The 17,989-nt window shown below is 69.2% G+C and carries 16 protein-coding genes; 8 read left to right on the top strand and 8 right to left on the bottom strand.

Annotated elements, in window-relative coordinates:
- Positions 1-15: 15 nt before the first annotated feature.
- Positions 16-783 (bottom strand): L,D-transpeptidase family protein, encoded by a 768-nt coding sequence (locus ACTWQC_RS17690; RefSeq protein ID WP_443316662.1) that lies wholly within the window; start codon positions 781-783, stop codon positions 16-18.
- 140 nt (positions 784-923) lie between these two features.
- On the opposite strand from ACTWQC_RS17690, the gene ACTWQC_RS17685 reads away from it, so the two are divergent.
- A complete protein-coding gene (locus tag ACTWQC_RS17685; protein ID WP_443316661.1) occupies positions 924-2,768 on the top strand; it encodes an ABC transporter transmembrane domain-containing protein in 1,845 nt (614 codons plus the stop codon).
- A complete protein-coding gene (locus ACTWQC_RS17680) occupies positions 2,765-4,546 on the top strand; it encodes an ABC transporter ATP-binding protein (RefSeq protein ID WP_443316660.1) in 1,782 nt (593 codons plus the stop codon). Before ACTWQC_RS17685 ends, ACTWQC_RS17680 begins: the two co-directional genes overlap by 4 nt.
- A 64-nt stretch (positions 4,547-4,610) precedes the next feature.
- Here ACTWQC_RS17680 and ACTWQC_RS17675 read toward each other — a convergent pair whose 3' ends face one another.
- Complete coding sequence (locus ACTWQC_RS17675; RefSeq protein WP_443316659.1) at positions 4,611-5,948, bottom strand: MFS transporter; 1,338 nt, start codon at positions 5,946-5,948, stop codon at positions 4,611-4,613.
- A 205-nt stretch (positions 5,949-6,153) separates the two neighbouring features.
- On the bottom strand, positions 6,154-6,945 hold the full coding sequence (locus ACTWQC_RS17670) for a metal-dependent hydrolase (RefSeq protein ID WP_443316658.1): 792 nt from the start codon (positions 6,943-6,945) through the stop codon (positions 6,154-6,156).
- A 135-nt stretch (positions 6,946-7,080) separates the two neighbouring features.
- Between ACTWQC_RS17670 and ACTWQC_RS17665 the strand changes: the two genes are divergently transcribed.
- A complete protein-coding gene (locus ACTWQC_RS17665) occupies positions 7,081-9,594 on the top strand; it encodes a DEAD/DEAH box helicase (RefSeq protein ID WP_443316728.1) in 2,514 nt (837 codons plus the stop codon).
- Between the two features lie 313 nt (positions 9,595-9,907).
- Positions 9,908-10,048, top strand: a complete 141-nt coding sequence (locus ACTWQC_RS17660) for a hypothetical protein (RefSeq protein WP_443316657.1) — start codon at positions 9,908-9,910, stop codon at positions 10,046-10,048.
- Positions 10,049-10,259: 211 nt separating this feature from the next.
- Here ACTWQC_RS17660 and ACTWQC_RS17655 read toward each other — a convergent pair whose 3' ends face one another.
- From ACTWQC_RS17655 to ACTWQC_RS17645, 3 genes are read right to left on the bottom strand one after another with little or no spacing between them, the layout of a single operon-like run.
- Positions 10,260-10,589 carry a TfoX/Sxy family protein gene (locus tag ACTWQC_RS17655; protein ID WP_443316656.1) on the bottom strand — a complete coding sequence of 110 codons (330 nt, stop codon included), beginning with the start codon at positions 10,587-10,589 and terminating at the stop codon, positions 10,260-10,262.
- Positions 10,590-10,611: 22 nt separating this feature from the next.
- Complete coding sequence (locus tag ACTWQC_RS17650; protein ID WP_443316655.1) at positions 10,612-11,061, bottom strand: SRPBCC family protein; 450 nt, start codon at positions 11,059-11,061, stop codon at positions 10,612-10,614.
- A 52-nt stretch (positions 11,062-11,113) separates the two neighbouring features.
- Positions 11,114-11,686 (bottom strand): TIGR03086 family metal-binding protein, encoded by a 573-nt coding sequence (locus tag ACTWQC_RS17645; RefSeq protein WP_443316654.1) that lies wholly within the window; start codon positions 11,684-11,686, stop codon positions 11,114-11,116.
- A gap of 393 nt (positions 11,687-12,079) precedes the next feature.
- Between ACTWQC_RS17645 and ACTWQC_RS17640 the strand changes: the two genes are divergently transcribed.
- The 4 genes from ACTWQC_RS17640 (at position 12,080) to ACTWQC_RS17625 (ending at position 15,426) form a co-directional block, all read left to right on the top strand.
- On the top strand, positions 12,080-12,490 hold the full coding sequence (locus tag ACTWQC_RS17640; RefSeq protein ID WP_443316653.1) for an ArsR/SmtB family transcription factor: 411 nt from the start codon (positions 12,080-12,082) through the stop codon (positions 12,488-12,490).
- Complete coding sequence (locus ACTWQC_RS17635; protein ID WP_443316652.1) at positions 12,487-12,936, top strand: SRPBCC family protein; 450 nt, start codon at positions 12,487-12,489, stop codon at positions 12,934-12,936. Before ACTWQC_RS17640 ends, ACTWQC_RS17635 begins: the two co-directional genes overlap by 4 nt.
- 42 nt (positions 12,937-12,978) lie before the next feature.
- Entirely contained in the window at positions 12,979-14,670 is a 1,692-nt protein-coding gene (locus ACTWQC_RS17630) for a pentapeptide repeat-containing protein (protein ID WP_443316651.1), read from the top strand.
- 195 nt (positions 14,671-14,865) lie between these two features.
- Entirely contained in the window at positions 14,866-15,426 is a 561-nt protein-coding gene (locus ACTWQC_RS17625; RefSeq protein WP_443316650.1) for a GNAT family N-acetyltransferase, read from the top strand.
- Between the two features lie 211 nt (positions 15,427-15,637).
- Here the strand turns inward: ACTWQC_RS17625 and ACTWQC_RS17620 are convergent, their stop codons facing one another.
- Positions 15,638-16,366, bottom strand: a complete 729-nt coding sequence (locus tag ACTWQC_RS17620; RefSeq protein WP_443316649.1) for a hypothetical protein — start codon at positions 16,364-16,366, stop codon at positions 15,638-15,640.
- A gap of 399 nt (positions 16,367-16,765) precedes the next feature.
- Positions 16,766-17,332, bottom strand: a complete 567-nt coding sequence (locus ACTWQC_RS17615) for a dihydrofolate reductase family protein (RefSeq protein ID WP_443316648.1) — start codon at positions 17,330-17,332, stop codon at positions 16,766-16,768.
- Positions 17,333-17,989 lie beyond the last annotated feature (657 nt).

Raw genomic sequence — 17,989 nt, 5'->3', positions numbered from 1 at the left:
GCGGGCGGGCGCGGTTCAGGCCCCGAGGTGGGCCGTGTCGCCCATGACCACGACCGGGTGCTGGGCCGGTTCCAGCGTCCGGAGCAGGTACTCCATCGCGGACTTGGGGAGGCTCACGCAGCCCGAGGTGCCGCTGCCGTGGTCCATGTGCAGCCAGATGCTGCCGCCCTTGGACTGGCCCTGCGGGCGGGTCGGGTCGTTCGGCGACGTGCCCTTCACGCGGTTGTAGTCGATGGCGATGACGTAGTCGAAGTCGTGCCAGTGGGTCCTGGGCCAGTAGTGCGGCGCCGCGTATCCGGGCGACTGGTCGTACGGCAGCCCGGCGCCGGGCTCCGGGTCCGGCAGGACGCCGCCCGCGTCCGAGAGCGTGAAGACGCCGACGGGGCTGCGCTTGTCGCCCTCGCGGTGGTCCGTGGTCCAGCCGCGCTTGCCGTTGTGCGCGGCCCAACTGTGCGTACGGTCCCAGGTGTTGCCACGCCGGGTCCACAGCACGACGGTGGACTCCGCGGAGTCGGCGTCCCGGCCGTACACGGCGAGGACCTGCCGCGACGCCGCCGGGATCCGGGAGCGGAGCCGCTCCCCCACGTCCGGGATGCGCTTCAGGCCGGAGGCGGGCGCGGCGCCTGGAGTGGGTCGTGCGCCCCGGGTACCGTGCCGCGCGCCCGCGTCATCGTGACGTGCTTCCCCGCCGCCGCTGCCGCCGCCCGATCCGCCGCAGCCCGCGAGGAGCGCGATGCCCGCCGCGGCAACGGCCGCTGCCCGCAAAGTCCCCGAAATGTGCATGGACCCCATGGTCCCATCCCGTTACGCCCCGCTGACGGTGGGCCAGAAAAATCGGTTGATTCGGACGGTCGAGCGGCGCGAACCTTGCACGGCTCAGCAAGGAATGCGACGAAATCGACAAGAACGGTCCCTGGGACGTCATGCAGATTCGCGATCTTCCGTATCCCGATCCAGGCGTTCCGGACGCCCGGTCGGGCCTGCGTTTTCTGGTGTGGCTGGGCAGGCAGCAGCTGGGCGGCCAGCTCAAGGCTCTGCTGTGGGGGACCCTGCACATGTCCGGTGTCGCCCTGCTCCCCGCCGCGGTGGGCATCGCGGTGCAGGCCGTCGTCGACGGCTCCGGCGCGCGGCTCGCACTGGCCGGAGGGCTGATCGCTCTGCTGGGCACGCTGATCGCCCTCGGCGACACCATGCTGCACCGCAGCGCCGTCACCAACTGGATCACCGCCGCGGCCCGCGTACAGCAGCTGCTCGCCCGCAAAACGGCCGAGATGGGCGCCGCGTTGACCCGGCGGGTCGCGGCAGGCGAGATCACCGCGGTGTCGACGGGCGACGTGGAGAGGATCGGCTGGCTCGTCGAGGCCCTCTCGCGCTTCGCCGCGGCCGCCGTCACGACCATGGCCGTCTGCGTGGCCCTGGTGGTGTACGAGCCCGCGCTGGGCGGTGTCGTGGCCATCGGCGTGCCGGTGCTCGCGCTGGCCGTACTGCCATTGCTGCCGCGCGCCACGCGCCGCGCCGACGAGCAGCGGGCGAAGGCCGGCCGGGCCACCGAGCTCGCCTCGGACACGGTCGCGGGGCTGCGCGTGCTGCGCGGCATCGGCGGTGAGGAGCTGTTTCTGAGCCGCTACCGCCGGGCCTCGCAGGAGGTGCGGAGGGCGGCGGTGCGCAGCGCCAGGATGTGGTCGCTGATCAGCGCCGTCCAGGTGGTGCTGCCGGGTCTGCTGCTGATCGCCGTGGTGCGGTACGGCGCCGGGCTCGCCCTGGACGGCCGGGTCGCGGTCGGCGAACTGGTCACCGTCTACGGGGCGGTCACCTTTCTGCTGTTCCCGTTGCGGCACCTCGAGGAGATCGCGATGGCGTACTCCTTCTCCCGGCCCTCGGCGAAGCGGGCCGCGCGGGTGCTGGGCCTGCGGCGCACCACGACCGAGAAGGCCGGCCGTGCGCAGGAGCCGCTGACCGGCGACCTGTACGACCCCGAGAGCGGGCTGCTGGCCCCCGCGGGACGGCTGACGGTCGTGGTGTGCGGCGATCCGGACGCGGCCGGGCGGCTGGCCGAACGGCTCGGCGGCCACGCCCCGCTGCCGGCGGACGGCGAGAGCGCGCCCTCGGCTCTGCTCGGCGGCGTGGCGCTCGACGAGGTGCCGCTGGATGCGGCGCGGGCCGCGGTGCTCGTCCAGGACAAGGACCCGGTGCTGCTCTCGGGGACCTTGGCCGAGCTGCTCGACATCCCGTCGTCCGGCGCGGTGTCGCGCGACGAGGCGCTGGCCGCGGCCCAGTGCGGCGACGTGCTGGACGCGCTCGTGCAGTCCTCCGCCGGTGCCGCAGACGATCGTGAAGAGGGGGGCGACCCGATGCGGACGCGGATCACCGAGCGCGGGAGGTCGCTGTCCGGCGGTCAGCGGCAGCGTCTCGCGCTGGCGCGCTCGCTGGTCGCCGACCCGGAGGTGCTGGTGCTCGACGAGCCGACGAGCGCCGTCGACGCGCACACCGAGGCGCGGATCGCGGACGGGCTGCGCCTCATCCGCGCGGGCCGTACGACCGTGGTGTTCGCCTCGAGTCCGCTGCTGCTCGACCGGGCCGAGCAGGTGGCGTTCGTGCCCGAGGGCGAGGTGGCCGCGGTCGGCCTGCACCGCGAGCTGCTGCGCGGCAACGCCGCCTACCGGGCTGTCGTCACCCGTGAGACGGACGAGGAACAGCGCGAACGGCAGGCCGGCCGGGCCGGATTGACCGGCGTGACACCCATGGCAGGAATCGAGGAGTCGGCATGATCGGCGTAGCGCCACCGGCGTACGGCCCCGCGGCACCGGAGACGGCGGCGACGCTGCCGGTCGGCTCGCCCGCGACGGTGCGCCGTTACGTGGGCGAGCTGCTGCGGCGGCACCGACGTGCCTTCACGCTGCTGGTGACGGTGAACGCGGTCGCGGTCATCGCGTCGATGGCCGGCCCGTACCTGCTCGGCGGCCTCGTGGAGCGCCTGGCGGACGGGGCCCGGGACCTCCCTCTGGAGCGCACCGTCGCGCTGTTCGCGGTGGCGCTCGCGGTCCAGACCGCCTTCGTGCGGCTGGTGCGGCTGCGCGGCGCGATGCTCGGCGAGGAGATGCTCGCGGATCTGCGCGAGGACTTCCTCGTACGGTCCGTGGGGCTGCCGCCCGGTGTGCTGGAGCGGGCCGGGACCGGCGACCTGCTGTCACGGATCACCACCGACATCGACCGGCTGGCGAACGCGATGCGGGAGGCCGTGCCGCAGCTGGCCATCGGCGTGGTGTGGGCCGGTCTGCTGCTCGGCGCGCTCGGGGTGGCGGCGCCGCCGCTCGCGCCGGCCGTGCTGGTCGCGGTGCCGGTGCTGCTCGTCGGCTGCCGCTGGTACTTCCGCAGGGCCCCCGCCGCGTACCGCTCCGAGGCAGCGGGCTACGCGGCGGTGGCCGCGGCGCTCACCGAGACCGTGGACGCCGGGCGGACCATCGAGGCGCACCGGCTCGGCAGGCGCCGGACCGCCTTGTCGGAGCGGAGGATCCGCGAGTGGACGGCCTGGGAGCGTTACACGCTGTGGCTGCGCACGGTCCTCTTCCCGGTGATCAACGCCGCCCACGTGCTGATCCTCGGCTCGGTGCTGATGATCGGCGGAGCGTTCGCGCTGCAGGGCTGGATGACGGTCGGAGATCTGACGACGGGCGCCCTGCTCGCGCAGATGCTGGTCGAGCCGGTCGGGATGATCCTGCGCTGGTACGACGAACTCCAGGTGGCACAGGTGTCGCTGGCCCGCCTGGTGGGGGTGCGCGAGATCGAGGCCGGGGACACCGACGGCCGGGTCTCGCCCGACGGCCGGCACGTCCGGGCCGACGAGGTGCGGTTCGGCTACCGCACGGGCGCCGACGTCCTGCACGGCGTGTCGCTCGATGTCCGGCCGGGCACGCGGCTGGCGCTGGTGGGCCCCTCGGGCGCGGGCAAGTCCACCCTGGGCCGGCTGCTGGCGGGTATCTACGCGGCACGGGCGGGCGAGGTCACCCTCGGCGGCGCGGAGCTGGCCCGGATGCCCGCGGAGCGAGTGCGCGAGCATGTGGCGCTGGTCAACCAGGAGCACCACGTCTTCGTGGGCTCGCTGCGGGACAACCTTCTGCTGGCTCGCACGGGCGCGCAGGACACCGAGCTGTGGGCGGCGCTGACCGCGGTCGACGCGGACGGCTGGGCGCGGGCGCTGGAAGACGGCCTGGACACGGAGGTCGGCTCGGGCGGCCTCGCGCTCACGCCGGCGCAGGCGCAGCAGATCGCGCTGGCCCGCCTGGTGCTGGCCGACCCGCACACGCTGGTGCTGGACGAGGCGACCTCGCTGCTCGACCCGCGCGCGGCCCGGCACCTGGAGCGGTCGCTCGCCCGGGTCCTCGACGGCCGTACGGTCGTGGCGATCGCGCACCGGCTGCACACCGCGCATGACGCGGATGTGATCGCGGTCGTGGAGGACGGGCGGATCAGCGAGTCCGGCAGCCATGACGCGCTCGTCGCGGCGGACGGGGCGTACGCCGCGCTCTGGCGCTCCTGGCACGGGTGATACGGGGGGACGGCGTACGGGTCCAGGCTCCCCCCATGGGGCCCGAACCCGTACGCCGGGCTTCTCATCCTGACGCGTCCGCCTCCTTCGCGCGGCGCTTGAGGACGGCGATGGATGCGAGGGCGATCACCGCGAGGGCGATGATGTAGCCGGAGACCGACATCGAGGTGCCGGTGCCCTCCAGCAGGAGCACCATCACGAACGGCGCGAGCCCGCCGCCGAGGACAGCGGCGAGCTGGTAGCCCAGCGAGGCACCGGTGTAGCGCATCTCCGCCGAGAACAGCTCGGCGAACAGCGCCGCTTGCGGCCCGTACATGATGCTGAGGAAGACGCTGCAGACGAAGGTTGCGATGGCCAGGCTGAGGAGCGAGCCGGTGTCGATGAGCAGGAACATCGGGATTGCCCACACCAGCAGGCCCACTGCGCCGATCTCGTAGACCCTGATGCGCCCGATCTTGTCCGACAGCGCGGCGGCGGCAGGGATCATCAGCAGCTGGAAACAGCTGACCAGCAGGGAGACACCCAGCACAGAGCTGCGGTTCATGCCGAGTTCGCGGGTCGTGTAGTCGAGCACCCCGGTGATCATGATGTAGAAGGCCGCGGTGTTGACGGTGAAGGATCCGCCCGCGAGCAGCACGGTCCGCCGGTGGTTGCGGAGTATCTCGCGCAGCGGGGAACGCCCGGTCTGCTGTGCCTTCTCCTGCTCGGCCAGCCGCTGTTCCGCCTCCCGGAACTCCGGGGTCTCCTCGACGCGGGCGTGGATGTACCAGGCGAGGAGGATGACGAGGACACCGACGAGGAACGGCAGCCGCCAACCCCAGGAGGCGAAGGCCCCGCCCGTGGCGGACCCGGAGACGAGGAAGGCCAAGTTGGCGGTCACGACTCCGATGGGGACGCCGAGCTGGACGAGACTGCCGTAGAGACCGCGCTTGCCCGGCGGAGCGTACTCGGTGGCCATCAGCATCGCGCCGCCCCACTGCGCGCCGACGGCGATCCCCTGCAGGATGCGGAGGAGGACCAGCAGGACCGGCGCGAGGATGCCGATCGTCTGGTACGAGGGCAGCAGGCCGATCGCGGTGGTGGCCAGGCCCATGACCGTGAGGGCGAGGACGAGCATGGGCTTGCGGCCGTGCTTGTCACCGAAGTGGCCGGCGATGACACCGCCGAAGGGGCGGGCGATGAAGCCGACGGCGAACGTCGCGAAGGCCGCCAGCACGCCCGCGACGGGGCTCGCGGAGGGGAAGAACTGGTCACCGAGGACCAGGGCAGCCGCGATGCCGAAGATGAAGTAGTCGTACCACTCGACGGCCGCGGCCAGGGCGGCCGCGCCGGCGGTGCGCCGGCGGCGAGAGGTCTCGGCGGAGGTTGGGGCTGCGGTAACGGTGGTCGGGGATGTGTCCATGGTGCCGCCCTTCGGAAGGGACGTGGGGAAGGATGAAGCTGTCGGCCGACAAGGTGAGCGGGGAACCCGGGGTAAGGTGCGAGTGAACGTACCGACCGGGCGGTATGGCGTCAACGGTTTGCGCAGGACAAACCCACAGACACCGCGGAGGGCCGGGAACGGCTGTCGTTCCCGGCCCTCTCTCCGCAGGTGTGGATTCGGCGCTTCAGATGATGCCGAGCGCCCCCAGGCAGCCGGCCCCGCCGAGCAACATGAAGACGGGCATCAGGACCTTCAGCTCCACCCAGCTCCCCGCCCTGAAGCGCATCGCCTTGGGCGGGCCGACCGGGTACCAGCGCTTGCGGCCCATCGGGATCGGCCACAGGATCGGGCAGCCGGAGACGGTCAGGGCGTCCCCGATGTCGTGCACGATCGCGCCGAGCACGATCGGCAGGCCGAGCCACAGGTACTCCTGGCCCGGCGCGGTGAAGAGCCAGTCCGAGCCATTGCCCGCTTTGTGCAGAATGTCCGCGAGGATCCAGGCGCTGGTCGCGCCGAGCAGCCAGACGAGGACGTCGCTGGAGACCCGGGCCGCCCGCCACAGCAGGCCCTCGACCGCCAGCACCATGTGCACGAAGAGGATGGCGAGCACCGCCCAGCGGCCGCCCGTCATCGCCAGCACCGCCGTCCCCGCGCCGATGAGTACGGCCCACAACCAGGTGTGGGTGAGCGTGCGGTGACCCCCCGAACGCCGCGGGTCGCCCTGCATCTTGGTGGCCTTGTAGACGGCGTACGAGATCTTGTCGATCACCTCGCACAGGCCGCGCGAGAAGGGGCCGAAGGCACGGGATATGGTCGCCGACTTGTGATCGAGGTCGGGGGCGAGCGCCGCGCCCGCGCAGATCAGGGCGCCGACGACGAGGACGGGCCAGGGCATCGGACGGCCGGCCGCGGCAGCCGCGGCGCCCACCCCCAGCCAGGCGGCCGCCCCGGACAGCGAGTGCGCCGGTCCCATCATGGTCGTTCCCCACCCCTTGTTGTTGTGCGATTGTCGTGCGGTGACGCCGAGTTGGCGGCACAGCGTACCGCCCCGCGATCTTCGCTTGAGCGGCCGGTTCCCGGATCGGGGCAGGAGGCAGGCAGTATGGAGGGCGTGACCCTCATCGATCATCTGCCGAACGACGCCGATCCCGATGCCCTCTTCGAAGCGTTCTCGACGTGGGCCGAGGAGCGGGGCATCGCCCTCTACCCCGCCCAGGAGGAGGCGCTGATCGAGGTGGTCTCCGGGGCGAACGTCGTCCTGTCGACACCGACGGGCTCCGGCAAGAGCCTGGTCGCGGCCGGCGCCCACTTCACCGCCCTCGCGAACGACCGGGTGACCTTCTACACCGCACCGATCAAGGCGCTGGTGTCGGAGAAATTCTTCGACCTGTGCAAGCTCTTCGGCACCGAGAACGTCGGCATGCTGACCGGCGACGCGTCGGTCAACGCGGACGCTCCCGTGATCTGCTGCACGGCCGAGGTACTGGCGTCCATCGCGCTGCGGGACGGCAGGGACGCCGACATCGGCCAGGTCGTGATGGACGAGTTCCACTTCTACGCCGAACCGGACCGCGGCTGGGCCTGGCAGATTCCGCTGCTGGAGCTGCCCCAGGCGCAGTTCATCCTGATGTCCGCGACGCTCGGCGACATGACGCGGTTCGAGAAGGACCTCACGCGCCGGACCGGCCGCCCCACCGCGGTCGTACGGTCCATCACCCGGCCGGTACCCCTGTCGTACGAGTACCGGACGACGCCGCTCACCGAGACCCTGACCGAGCTGCTGCAGACGCACCAAGCGCCGGTCTACATCGTGCACTTCACCCAGGCCGCGGCGGTGGAGCGGGCGCAGGCGCTGATGAGCATCAACATGTGCTCGCGTGAGGAGAAGGACGAGATCGCCGCGCTGATCGGGAACTTCCGCTTCACCACCAAGTTCGGCCGGAATCTCTCGCGTTACGTCCGGCACGGCATCGGGGTGCACCACGCCGGGATGCTGCCGAAGTACCGCCGACTGGTCGAACGGCTCGCCCAGGCCGGTCTGCTGAAGGTCATCTGCGGCACGGACACCCTCGGCGTCGGTGTCAACGTGCCCATCCGCACCGTGCTGTTCACGGCGCTGACGAAGTACGACGGGAACCGGGTGCGGACGCTGCGGGCCCGGGAGTTCCACCAGATCGCGGGCCGTGCCGGGCGCGCGGGATTCGACACGGCGGGCTTCGTCGTGGCCCAGGCTCCCGAGCACGTCATCGAGAACGAGAAGGCGCTCGCCAAGGCCGGCGACGACCCGAAGAAGCGCCGCAAGGTGGTCAGGAAGAAGGCGCCCGAGGGCTTCGTCAACTGGGGCCAGAACACCTTCGAGAAGCTGATCGCCTCCGACCCCGAGCCGCTGACCTCCCGCTTCCGCGTCACGCACGCGATGCTGCTGTCGGTGATCGCCCGGCCGGGCAACGCCTTCGACGCGATGCGGCGACTGCTGGAGGACAACCACGAGGACCGGCGCTCGCAGCTCCGGCACATCCGGCGGGCCATCGCGATCTACCGCTCGCTGCTGGACGGCGGGGTAGTCGAGAGGCTGGACGAGGCCGACGCGGAAGGCCGGATCGTACGGCTGACGGTGGATCTGCAGCAGGACTTCGCGCTCAACCAGCCGCTGTCGACCTTCGCGCTCGCCGCCTTCGAGCTGCTGGACCCCGAGTCGCCGTCGTACGCCCTGGACATGGTGTCGGTCGTGGAGTCCACGCTCGACGACCCGCGGCAGATCCTCGCGGCGCAGCAGAACAAGGCGCGGGGCGAGGCGGTCGCCGCGATGAAGGCGGAGGGCGTCGAGTACGAGGAACGGATGGAGCGGCTGCAGGACGTGACGTATCCGCAGCCGCTGGAGGAGCTGCTCTTCCACGCGTACGGCGTTTACCGCAAGAGCCACCCGTGGGTCGGCGACCACCCGCTCTCCCCCAAGTCGGTCATCCGCGACATGTACGAACGGGCCATGAGCTTCAGCGAGTTCGTCTCCTTCTACGAGCTCGCCCGGGTCGAGGGCATCGTGCTGCGCTATCTGGCGAGCGCCTACAAGGCCCTGGAGCACACCGTTCCCGACGATCTGAAGTCCGACGACTTCCAGGATCTGATCGCCTGGCTGGGCGAGATGGTCCGCCAGGTCGACTCCAGCCTGCTCGACGAGTGGGAGCAGCTGGCCAACCCGGAGGAGGAGTCCGCGGAAGAGGCCCAGGACCGGGCGGACCAGGTCAGGCCGGTCACCGCGAATGCCCGTGCCTTCCGGGTGCTGGTACGGAACGCGATGTTCCGGCGGGTGGAGCTGGCGGCTCTCGACAAGGTCGGCGAACTGGGCGAGATGGACGCCGAATCCGGGTGGGACGAGAACGCATGGGCGGATGCCATGGACGCGTACTGGGACGAGTACGACGACCTGGGCACCGGACCCGACGCCCGCGGGCCGAAACTGCTGCGGATCGAGGAGCAGCCGGAACACGGCCTGTGGCGGGTCCGGCAGACCTTCGCCGACCCGGGCGGCGACCACGACTGGGGCATCAGCGCGGAGATCGACCTCGCGGCCTCCGACGAGGAGGGCCGCGCGGTCGTCCGGGTCACGGACGTGGGGCAGCTCTAAGCCTGCGCGCATTGGTGTTCAGGGGACGGCGATGAACGCAGAGTCTCCCTGGTAGTCGCCGGAGCCGGCCCAGAGGCCACCGGTTCGGCCTCCGGCATGCTGCCGACCGCCCAGCAACTCGGGGGATCGGTCGGCATCGCACCGGCCCGCATACCCGCCGACCGGATCATCGACCATCCCCCGAAGGTCCCGGTCACCGGCCGGGCTCGGTTGGCTGCACCGGAGTGGGACGGCGGCGCTTGGTGCAGGAAGAAGTACCCCTCCGGAAACTGCTGTTGCGCTTCCTCGCCGGCCGCCGTCCAACGCCGGGCGTATGAAGGCCAGCTGGCGCTGGACCCCGGCCGGCTCACCGGTCGTACCCGTGGTGGCAGGGCAGACCAGCCGCACCGCACCCACCAGCGCGCAGATGCTGACCACAACGGCGACCATCCGGCGCGACCATCGCAGCACCTGACGCGCCGTTGATGGTGGTCCGGACGTCTGCTGACCTTAGCCCGGCCGTGGCGGGCCGATGAGAATTCGCCGGTGGGGCCGTCGTCCGGCAGGAGCGCCAGTCGAACGGCGCCCGCCCACGCCCTCGGCCAGAACTCCGCAGCCGACGGCGGCGCGTGGCGCGTGAGACGAGGTCAGTCGCCCGGCATCCGGGACGGCGGTGGGGCACGGCCTCACTTGGGTGGCAGGCTCGCGGCGAAGGCATGCCCTTCCTCGATCCAGCCGCTGAGCACGGCCTCCTCGGCGAGAGCCGACGAGTCCACCATGATCCAGCCGCGCATCGGCCGACCCGTCATGTCGAAGACGCGCGCACCGGGCCGGGCCAGGGCCGCGTCGGCGCCCTCGCGCCCCACGCGGACGATGAGTTCACCGCCGTGCACGCCCACGGCCATGTTGCCGCGGCAGAGGAAGGCGAGACCGCCGAACATGCGCTTCTCGGTGATGGCAGGATCCGCACCCAGGCGATCGCGAATCCGCTCGGCCAGTCCTTCGTCGAATGCCATGACAGACCTCATCCCTCATGTCTCACCGCGGTGCCCTCAGCCTGTGCTCGAGGTCGCGCAGGTCCTTGGCGATGGATGAGCGGACCTTGCGGGCCATGATCGGCGCAGCCAGTCGGTAGTAGCCGCCTGTGCCGCCCCGGACGCGGATGCGCGCGAGCGTGCCCCGCGGGTGCGGGGTGAAGGTGTACGTGACGTGCATGGGCATGGGGCCCGCCACGGAGACCATGTCCAGCAGCCGTGAGCGTTCGTAATCGGCCACGCGCAGCACATAGTCGATGCGCTTGCCGAGGAAGTACGCGGTGCGGGTGACCTCGGCGCCGACTCCGAACCCGCCCCCGTCCGCTTCCCGGGTCAGTTCCGCCGTGCGGATGCCCTGGGTCCACTCGGCGTCGTTGCGCCAGTCCATCGCGTAGCCCGCCACCAGCTCGGCTGGAAGCGGGATGAGGCGTTCTGCCGTCTCGTCGATCGTCATCCGGTGCCTCGTTCTCCCCGAGGGCGCCTCCCGATGCTTCCCGTTGAGGCGGTCAGGCGCTCCATTCAGGATTCCTGCCGCTGGCTGCGAGCGCCCTGTGGAACGCGGGCGCATCGGCGGATACGGGTATGGGCGGGCCGTAGAGCCCGGAGGCCCGGGCGCCCTCCGCGATCTCTCCGACCGCGCCGAGCGCGACCCGTGCGGCATCCTCGCTGATGGCGAAGGCCCGGCCGGTGGCGCGGGCGAGATCCCAGCCGTGCATGGCGAGTTCCTCAAGGGTGATCGTGGCGGCCAAGCCGGCGGGCATCTCTCCCGGGCCGAACTCGGTGCTGCCCTCGAACGCGGCCGGGTTGCTCCAGGCCTCCGCGGCTCTGTTCGCGGACTCGGCGACGACCGCCGGGGACGTGCCCGAGGTAGCGGGCCCGGCGGGCTGCGGCTCCTTCCGCGCGGCACGAGCGGAGGAAACCAGCGTCTCGCCCAGGTGGTCGAGGAGCTCGGCGACGGTGAACTTTTCGCACGGGGTGCGGTCGCCGAGTTGATCGGCACGGATACCCGAGGCGGTCGCGGCGACCGCGTCGGCGCATTCCCGGATGGCGGTGTGCAGAGTGCTGTGCGGGGTGTTCATGAGTTCGCTTCTCCCAATGGCAACAGCCGGTGAAGAACGGAGCGGGCCTGCCGGTCTCGGCGTAGGCCTTGAGCTTCAGGAACTTCGTCGCCCAGCCGTAGGTGAAGTCGCGGTAGGCGTCGTCTTCGGAAGGGAAGCCGCTGTGGGTGAACCGCACGATGACGTCCCCTCGGCCGGGACAGCACCTCGTACGCCTGTTGGGTGCCCGTCCAGAGGCTGTTCTCACCCTCCAGGACGAGCCGCTTGCCGGGTCCGGCCTCGATGTGCAGCTGCATCGCGATGTCCGCCATGTCGGTGCCCTTCGCCCCCTCGCCCTGGCCCTCAGTTGCTTAAGTAAAGACTAAAATATCGAGCACCAAGAAGGCAAGCTCAAGTGGTGACTAAAATGAGAGCATGGAAGCGGTGCAAGTGGTCGCCGAGCCCAGACGGCGCGAGATCCTGCGGCTGGTCTGGGAGGCCGAGCTGTCCGCGGGCGAGATCGCCGGACGGTTCGACGTCACCTTCGGTGCGGTCTCGCAGCACCTGAAGGTGCTCAGGGACGCCGGGCTGGTTACGCTCCGCCAGGAGGGCAGGAAGCGGTTCTACCGGGCGGACCGCGACGGAATGGGCCCGCTCGCCGACTACCTCCAGGCGATGTGGACCAGCAAGCTCGACGTCCTCGCCGACCTGGCCGAACATGCCGAACACGCCGAGAACGCCGAGAACGCCGAGAACGGCGAGAACGCCGGACAGGAACAGGGCGCGCACGGTGAGAAGTCCGACCAGGCCGGGCAAGCCGAGCAGCGGAAGGGAACGGCCTCGTGAGTGCAGACGTGGTGACGGTCGAGCGGCGGATCGCCGCCCGCCCCGAGACGGTGTTCTCCTTCTTCACCGACCGCGATCGCTGGCTGTCCTGGATGGGCGCGGACGGCGAGTTCGCCTTCGAGCCGGGCGGCCCGTACCGGACGCACGTGACCGGTGACAACCACGCCTCCGGCCGCTTCCTCGAGATCGACCCGCCCAAACGCGTGGTGTTCACCTGGGGTTGGGAGGGCGGCGGCATGGCCGTTCCGCCCGGCTCGACCACCGTCGAGATCAACCTCGAGCCCGACGGCGACGGCACCCTGCTGCGCCTGGTCCACCGCGACCTTCCTCCGCAGGCGCGCGCCCCCCACGCGGAGGGCTGGAACCACTACATGGACCGGCTCACCGTACGAGCCGAAGGCGGCGACCCCGGCCCCGACCCGTGGATGCAGGGTCCCGCAAACTGACGTGCGACTGACAACGCAGCCAGACTCTGATGGCATCCCTGGATGACCACGCCCAGCGCTCCGGACTGGCCGTACTGCGGGCTAGGGGTCGATCCCAGCTCCGACCGTGTCGGCTGTCGAGGAATAAGAATCGGTGAAAGCGGCAGGTGCCTGACCCACGCTGATGAAGTCGTCAGAACAGCCTATCTGTCAGCACTCCGACCGGGCTCACACATCATGCTGCCCGGCACCACACTCACCAAGGAATTACTCAACAGAATCCTCGGCGCCCTATCCGAAGGAGAAAGCTCTCGATTCGGGTACGCGAATCTCTGCGAAGCGATCATCGACGGCTCGGCCGACTTCATCGGGGCGACCTTCGAGGGTGACGCCACTTTCATCGGTACAAAATTCATACGGTTCGTCGATTTCTCGTTTGCGGAGTTCCAAGCGGAAGCCGAGTTCGCCCTGGCGGAGTTTTACCAGAACACAGCTTTCGAAGAAGGCACTTTCGCCGAACGGGTGGCGTTCAACGGCGCCACCTTCGCCCGGGAGGCGAGTTTCCGAGATTGCCAATTCGCGGCCGGCATTGAATTGGAGTCTGTGACATTCGACGGCGATGTCACTTTCGAGGGAACCCGCTTCGGCCCCACGGTCACCATAGGCCCTCTGGTCTGCGCCGGAACTGTGAATCTGTCGACGAGCACATTTGCCGCGCCGACAGTTGCCGAGATAGCTGCCACTCGAATCCTCTGCAACAGAACCCGTTGGGAAGCGACTGCCGCACTGCGCCTGCGCTACGCCACAATGGATCTCACGGATGCAGTCATCGTCCAGCCTCTGGCGATCACGTCCTATCCTTCCCCCTTCAGGTCCCTGAATTGGCCCGTCGATGAATCCACCCTCTCGACACGGACTCCGGGGGCAAGGCTGTCCTCAATACGTGGCGTCGACTGCGCAATGGTGACATTGACCGACATGAATCTGACGGAGTGCAAATTTTCCCAAGCATTCCACTTGGACCAGCTGCGTTTCGAGGGAAGATGGGAATTTACCACACCACCCAGGAGTACCTGGGGCAGCGGAATCGTATTCCGGTGGACTCAACGCCAAGTCATCGCAGAGGAACGTCAGTGGCGAGCCCTTCCCAGCCGTCCTAGAACACACCGCGCTGGATGGGGAGAACCTCCCCAGGACCATCATCAGGTTCCTGGGCTCGCCACCCTCACAACGACCTACCGACAACTACGCAAGGCACGCGAAGACGCAAAGGACGAGCCAGGAGCAGCGGACTTCTACTACGGCGAGATGGAGATGCGCCGCCATAGCAACGGTTGGCGCCGAGCCGAACGCTGGCTATTACAGGCCTACTGGCTTTTGTCAGGCTACGGTCTGCGGGCGTCACGGGCACTCATCTGGCTGGCCCTCGCCATGATGAGCACGATCCTGCTGATGGCGGGCTACGGCCTGCCCGACGAGCCCCCGAAGCAGGAGATCACCCGGGAGAAGATCGACAGCGAGTGGAGGACCATTATTGATAAACCCGACCCGGAAAACCCGACTGACGACCGCTTCACCAGCAAGCGTTTCGAGAAGGCCCTCAACGTCACGCTCAATTCGGTGGTGTTCCGCTCCAGTGGCCAGGACCTGACGACAGCGGGCACATACATCGAGATGGCGTCACGGCTCTCGGAGCCGGTGCTCTTGGGCCTTGCAGTACTCGCGATCCGAGGGCGGGTGAAGCGTGGGAGCTGATCAGTCACGGGCTGCCGACACCGTCGAATCCCCGCTTACTGCCGAGACACCGCACGATCCGCAAGCGCGTCTCCTCAGGAGGGCTCAGAGGCCCTACCGCCATGAGGCGTCTGCCATCCCGCCGCAGACGCCCATGACCCCACGGTGGGAAAATCCCGCCGCAGTGTGTGCCGGTTTCGACGGTGGAGGGCAACGATGTACGCGTATCCCTGGGGCGACGACGGGGCGGAGCTGCGCCCGCTCGAGCCGTGGCCGGCCGAGGAGTTCCTGACCCACATGGACCGAGGACGGGAGTTCATCGGGCAACACATCGGGTTACCGGACCTCGTCACGGACCTGGAGTCGAGCCGCTCGTTCCTCCAGTCGTACGCGGAGAAGGCAGCTGCCGACACCGGGCGGATCTACGGCATCCGGGCGGACGGCACGCTGGTCGGCGGAGTCCTCTTCCGGACGATGGACGTCGAGCACGGCAACGCCGAGGCAGGCTGCTGGCTGGAGCCTTCGGCGGTGGGCAAGGGGCTGGTGACCAGGGCAGGGCGGATGATCATCGATTGGGCCATCGAGGAACGGGGGATCCACCGCGTGGAGTGGCAGGTCTGGGCGGCGAACGAGGCCAGCATCGCCGTGGCCCGGCGGCTGGGGATGACGAAGGACGGCGTGCTGCGGGAGAGCTACCCGTACCGGGGGAAGCGCCATGACGTGGAAGTCTGGTCGGTGCTCGCCCCGGAGTGGCGGGCGGGCGAGCAGGCGTCCTAGTGCTCCTGGCGTCATGACGGGATCTGTCGGTGGGTGATCAGGCGGCCGTCGATGCGACCCCCGACGCGACCCCCGGGATGCGCATGCTGCAGCACAGGAGCGCCGGGAACGGTATTCGCCTCGCCGGCGGGGCGCCCGCTGCGATCGCCTCAATCATTCGAGCGCACGGTCGCCATGAGGTGCACGGGCGACCACCGGCGCTTGGACGGATTCAAGCCGGGTGCCGGCCGCGCTCGCGCATTCCGGTGGCGAGCACCCCGAAGGCGAAGGTCAAGACGACGACCAAGGAGGCGATTCCCAGGGCATCCTGAAGCCCGCTCGCCAGACCGTTGTAGCCCACGTCCACCCCAGTCGCCACATAGAAGAGGCCCGCGAGAACGGCCGCCCAGCCCAGCCAGCCGGCGACCAGATGACCAACGAGAATCGCAGTCCCAAAAAGCGCGAAGGTCAACCCGAGCAGGACGCGGAAATAGCTCTGGAACCCCCATTCGAGCCAGCGCACAGTCTCGGCATTGGCAAAGCGGATCGGTTTCTCCGCCCCGGACGCGCTGTCCCAGGCATCGACGGCCTCTTTCAGCCCCACGCCGTCGAGGCCCTGCAGAACGGCCCAGATTGCAGCGGTCGCAACGGTCGCCGCGGCCGCGAGATGCGCCGGCAGAGGAGCCCGGCCGGCACCGCCCATGGCGCGGTAAAGAACAAGTAGACCACCCAGCGCGAGGAGGACGCCAACGAACTGGCCAAGATGAATCGCAACCCAGGCGCCGCTTTCGGCGTACTCGGTAAAGATCGCCTGGTGGTCGTCTTCCTCTCCCGACGGGTGAATCACCGTCAAAATGACATTCAGAAGGAGGCCCACGACCATGAGCCCGCCGGCGATCCTCAACTGACTGCCTCCCGAGTCGGCCGTCTCCGACTCTCGGGAGTCGATATCTGGACTCATGAGTAGACCCCGGTCCTCTCGGATTCATCAGTCGACGTACGAGGATCTCCAGACGCAGCTCATGCCGGCCTGCAAATCCTGCAGCCGGTTCCCACCTCGTCGGAAGCGGCCACCGTACTGCGCCGGATATCGCCGGCGATCCCATTACCGCCGCGCCACTCACTCGAACGAGTCGCGCGACGCCACCGGATGCTGCGACGCCCGGAATGGAGCTGAGGAAGGCCGGCACGGTGTGCCTCGACAGCCACGGTCGCGCCACCACCGACTCCAAGACATCCGAAGGAAGTCCTCGGCAGTTTGCCCTGGATGACGTCGTTGGCCCCGCGCCGAGCGACGCCTGGCGGAGCCATACCTGACGTACGCCGAGTACGGTCTCTGACGGTCGGCGCGTTGTCGGAGCTACACGACCCGGTAACGGAGCAGCACGACGCCCGAGTTGAAGAGCCTGGTCTCGACCATGCGCAGCGTTCCCATGCCGTCGACCGTTTCTGTGAACAAGCGCGTGCCATGGCCGAGAACGACCGGATACACGAACAATCGGTACTCATCGACCAGCCCGGCGGCGATGAGCGCGTGGACCAGTGTCATGCTGCCCGTTGTGACGATGTCCTTGCCCGGCTGGGACTTCAGCGACTCGATCTCCTGCCTCAGCTCACCCCGCAGCACCGTCGTGTTCTGCCACCGAGGATTCTGCAGAGTGCTGGAGACCACGTACTTGCGGACCGTGTTGAGATAGTCGGCCACGCCCGTCGTGTCGTCCGTCTGATACGGCCAATAACCGCGCATCTCCTCGAATGTCACCCGCCCCACGAGAAACGCATCGGCGGCAGCCATCTGCTCTCCCAAGGCGGCAATGAGATCGGACTGATCGACGCCGGCATCGCCGCCGACCGGGTTGAACCAACCACCCGCCGTGTCGATGACGCCATCGAGCGTGATGTTCTCCGTGACGATCAGATCTCGCATGGTGCGGCCTCCATAGTCGAAACTATCCACATCTGCAGACCGCAGCATCGAGGCGCGGGCATCGGTCTCGCCGTCAACTGCGGCCAGTAGCGAGACCCTGCTCTTTGGCCGCCGTAATCGGCGCTTGCAGGAGGAGCTCACGCGGGGCCGGGCAGCGTGATTCGGTGCGGCCGGGAGCGATGAGGTCGGGAGCGATGAGGTCGGGAGCGATGGGGTCGGGCGCCCGGCGGTGACTGGATGCCCGGCCCTGCGGCGAGGGTTCGACTCCACCTGCTGCTGCTCAGAGCGCGTCAAGTTGGCATGACCACCCTGTGGCCTGAAAGGACCGAACAGACAGTCAGGCGCACTTGGAAAGAGCAGGGTATTAGGTTAGCCTCACCTAAGCTGCTGGTCGGGCCGGGTGAGCCGCCAGTCCGTCTGTACTCTGGGGAAGCCGTGTCTCGTTCGAACACTGCAGTCGCGCCGACGTCAACTGCGTCGCCGACCGGACTCCTGATCGAGCATAACGACGGAGCCGCTGTCTCTGCGCATCCGAAGCGGTGGGCGCGGGCCCACGAGGACGTCTACGGATTGGTCCACGGCTACACGCTGCCTGCCGACTCGCCGTGGCGGGAGGATCCCGCGCCCACGCCCGAGGCCGAGTTCACCCGCGAATAC

This window comes from Streptomyces sp. 8N616, assembly GCF_052246385.1.
GTDB lineage: Bacteria > Actinomycetota > Actinomycetes > Streptomycetales > Streptomycetaceae > Streptomyces.
This window is presented reverse-complemented; position numbering and strand designations above follow the sequence as displayed.

Coding starts and splice junctions, on each gene's coding strand:
- ACTWQC_RS17680 (WP_443316660.1), top strand. CDS start 2,765: ATGATCGGCGTAGCGCCACCGGCGTACGGCCCCGCGGCACCGGAGACG.
- ACTWQC_RS17645 (WP_443316654.1), bottom strand. CDS start 11,686: ATGAACACCCCGCACAGCACTCTGCACACCGCCATCCGGGAATGCGCC.
- ACTWQC_RS17670 (WP_443316658.1), bottom strand. CDS start 6,945: ATGATGGGACCGGCGCACTCGCTGTCCGGGGCGGCCGCCTGGCTGGGG.
- ACTWQC_RS17615 (WP_443316648.1), bottom strand. CDS start 17,332: ATGCGAGATCTGATCGTCACGGAGAACATCACGCTCGATGGCGTCATC.
- ACTWQC_RS17660 (WP_443316657.1), top strand. CDS start 9,908: ATGAAGGCCAGCTGGCGCTGGACCCCGGCCGGCTCACCGGTCGTACCC.
- ACTWQC_RS17690 (WP_443316662.1), bottom strand. CDS start 783: ATGCACATTTCGGGGACTTTGCGGGCAGCGGCCGTTGCCGCGGCGGGC.
- ACTWQC_RS17675 (WP_443316659.1), bottom strand. CDS start 5,948: ATGGACACATCCCCGACCACCGTTACCGCAGCCCCAACCTCCGCCGAG.
- ACTWQC_RS17685 (WP_443316661.1), top strand. CDS start 924: ATGCAGATTCGCGATCTTCCGTATCCCGATCCAGGCGTTCCGGACGCC.
- ACTWQC_RS17630 (WP_443316651.1), top strand. CDS start 12,979: ATGACCACGCCCAGCGCTCCGGACTGGCCGTACTGCGGGCTAGGGGTC.
- ACTWQC_RS17655 (WP_443316656.1), bottom strand. CDS start 10,589: ATGGCATTCGACGAAGGACTGGCCGAGCGGATTCGCGATCGCCTGGGT.
- ACTWQC_RS17640 (WP_443316653.1), top strand. CDS start 12,080: ATGGAAGCGGTGCAAGTGGTCGCCGAGCCCAGACGGCGCGAGATCCTG.
- ACTWQC_RS17620 (WP_443316649.1), bottom strand. CDS start 16,366: ATGAGTCCAGATATCGACTCCCGAGAGTCGGAGACGGCCGACTCGGGA.
- ACTWQC_RS17625 (WP_443316650.1), top strand. CDS start 14,866: ATGTACGCGTATCCCTGGGGCGACGACGGGGCGGAGCTGCGCCCGCTC.
- ACTWQC_RS17650 (WP_443316655.1), bottom strand. CDS start 11,061: ATGACGATCGACGAGACGGCAGAACGCCTCATCCCGCTTCCAGCCGAG.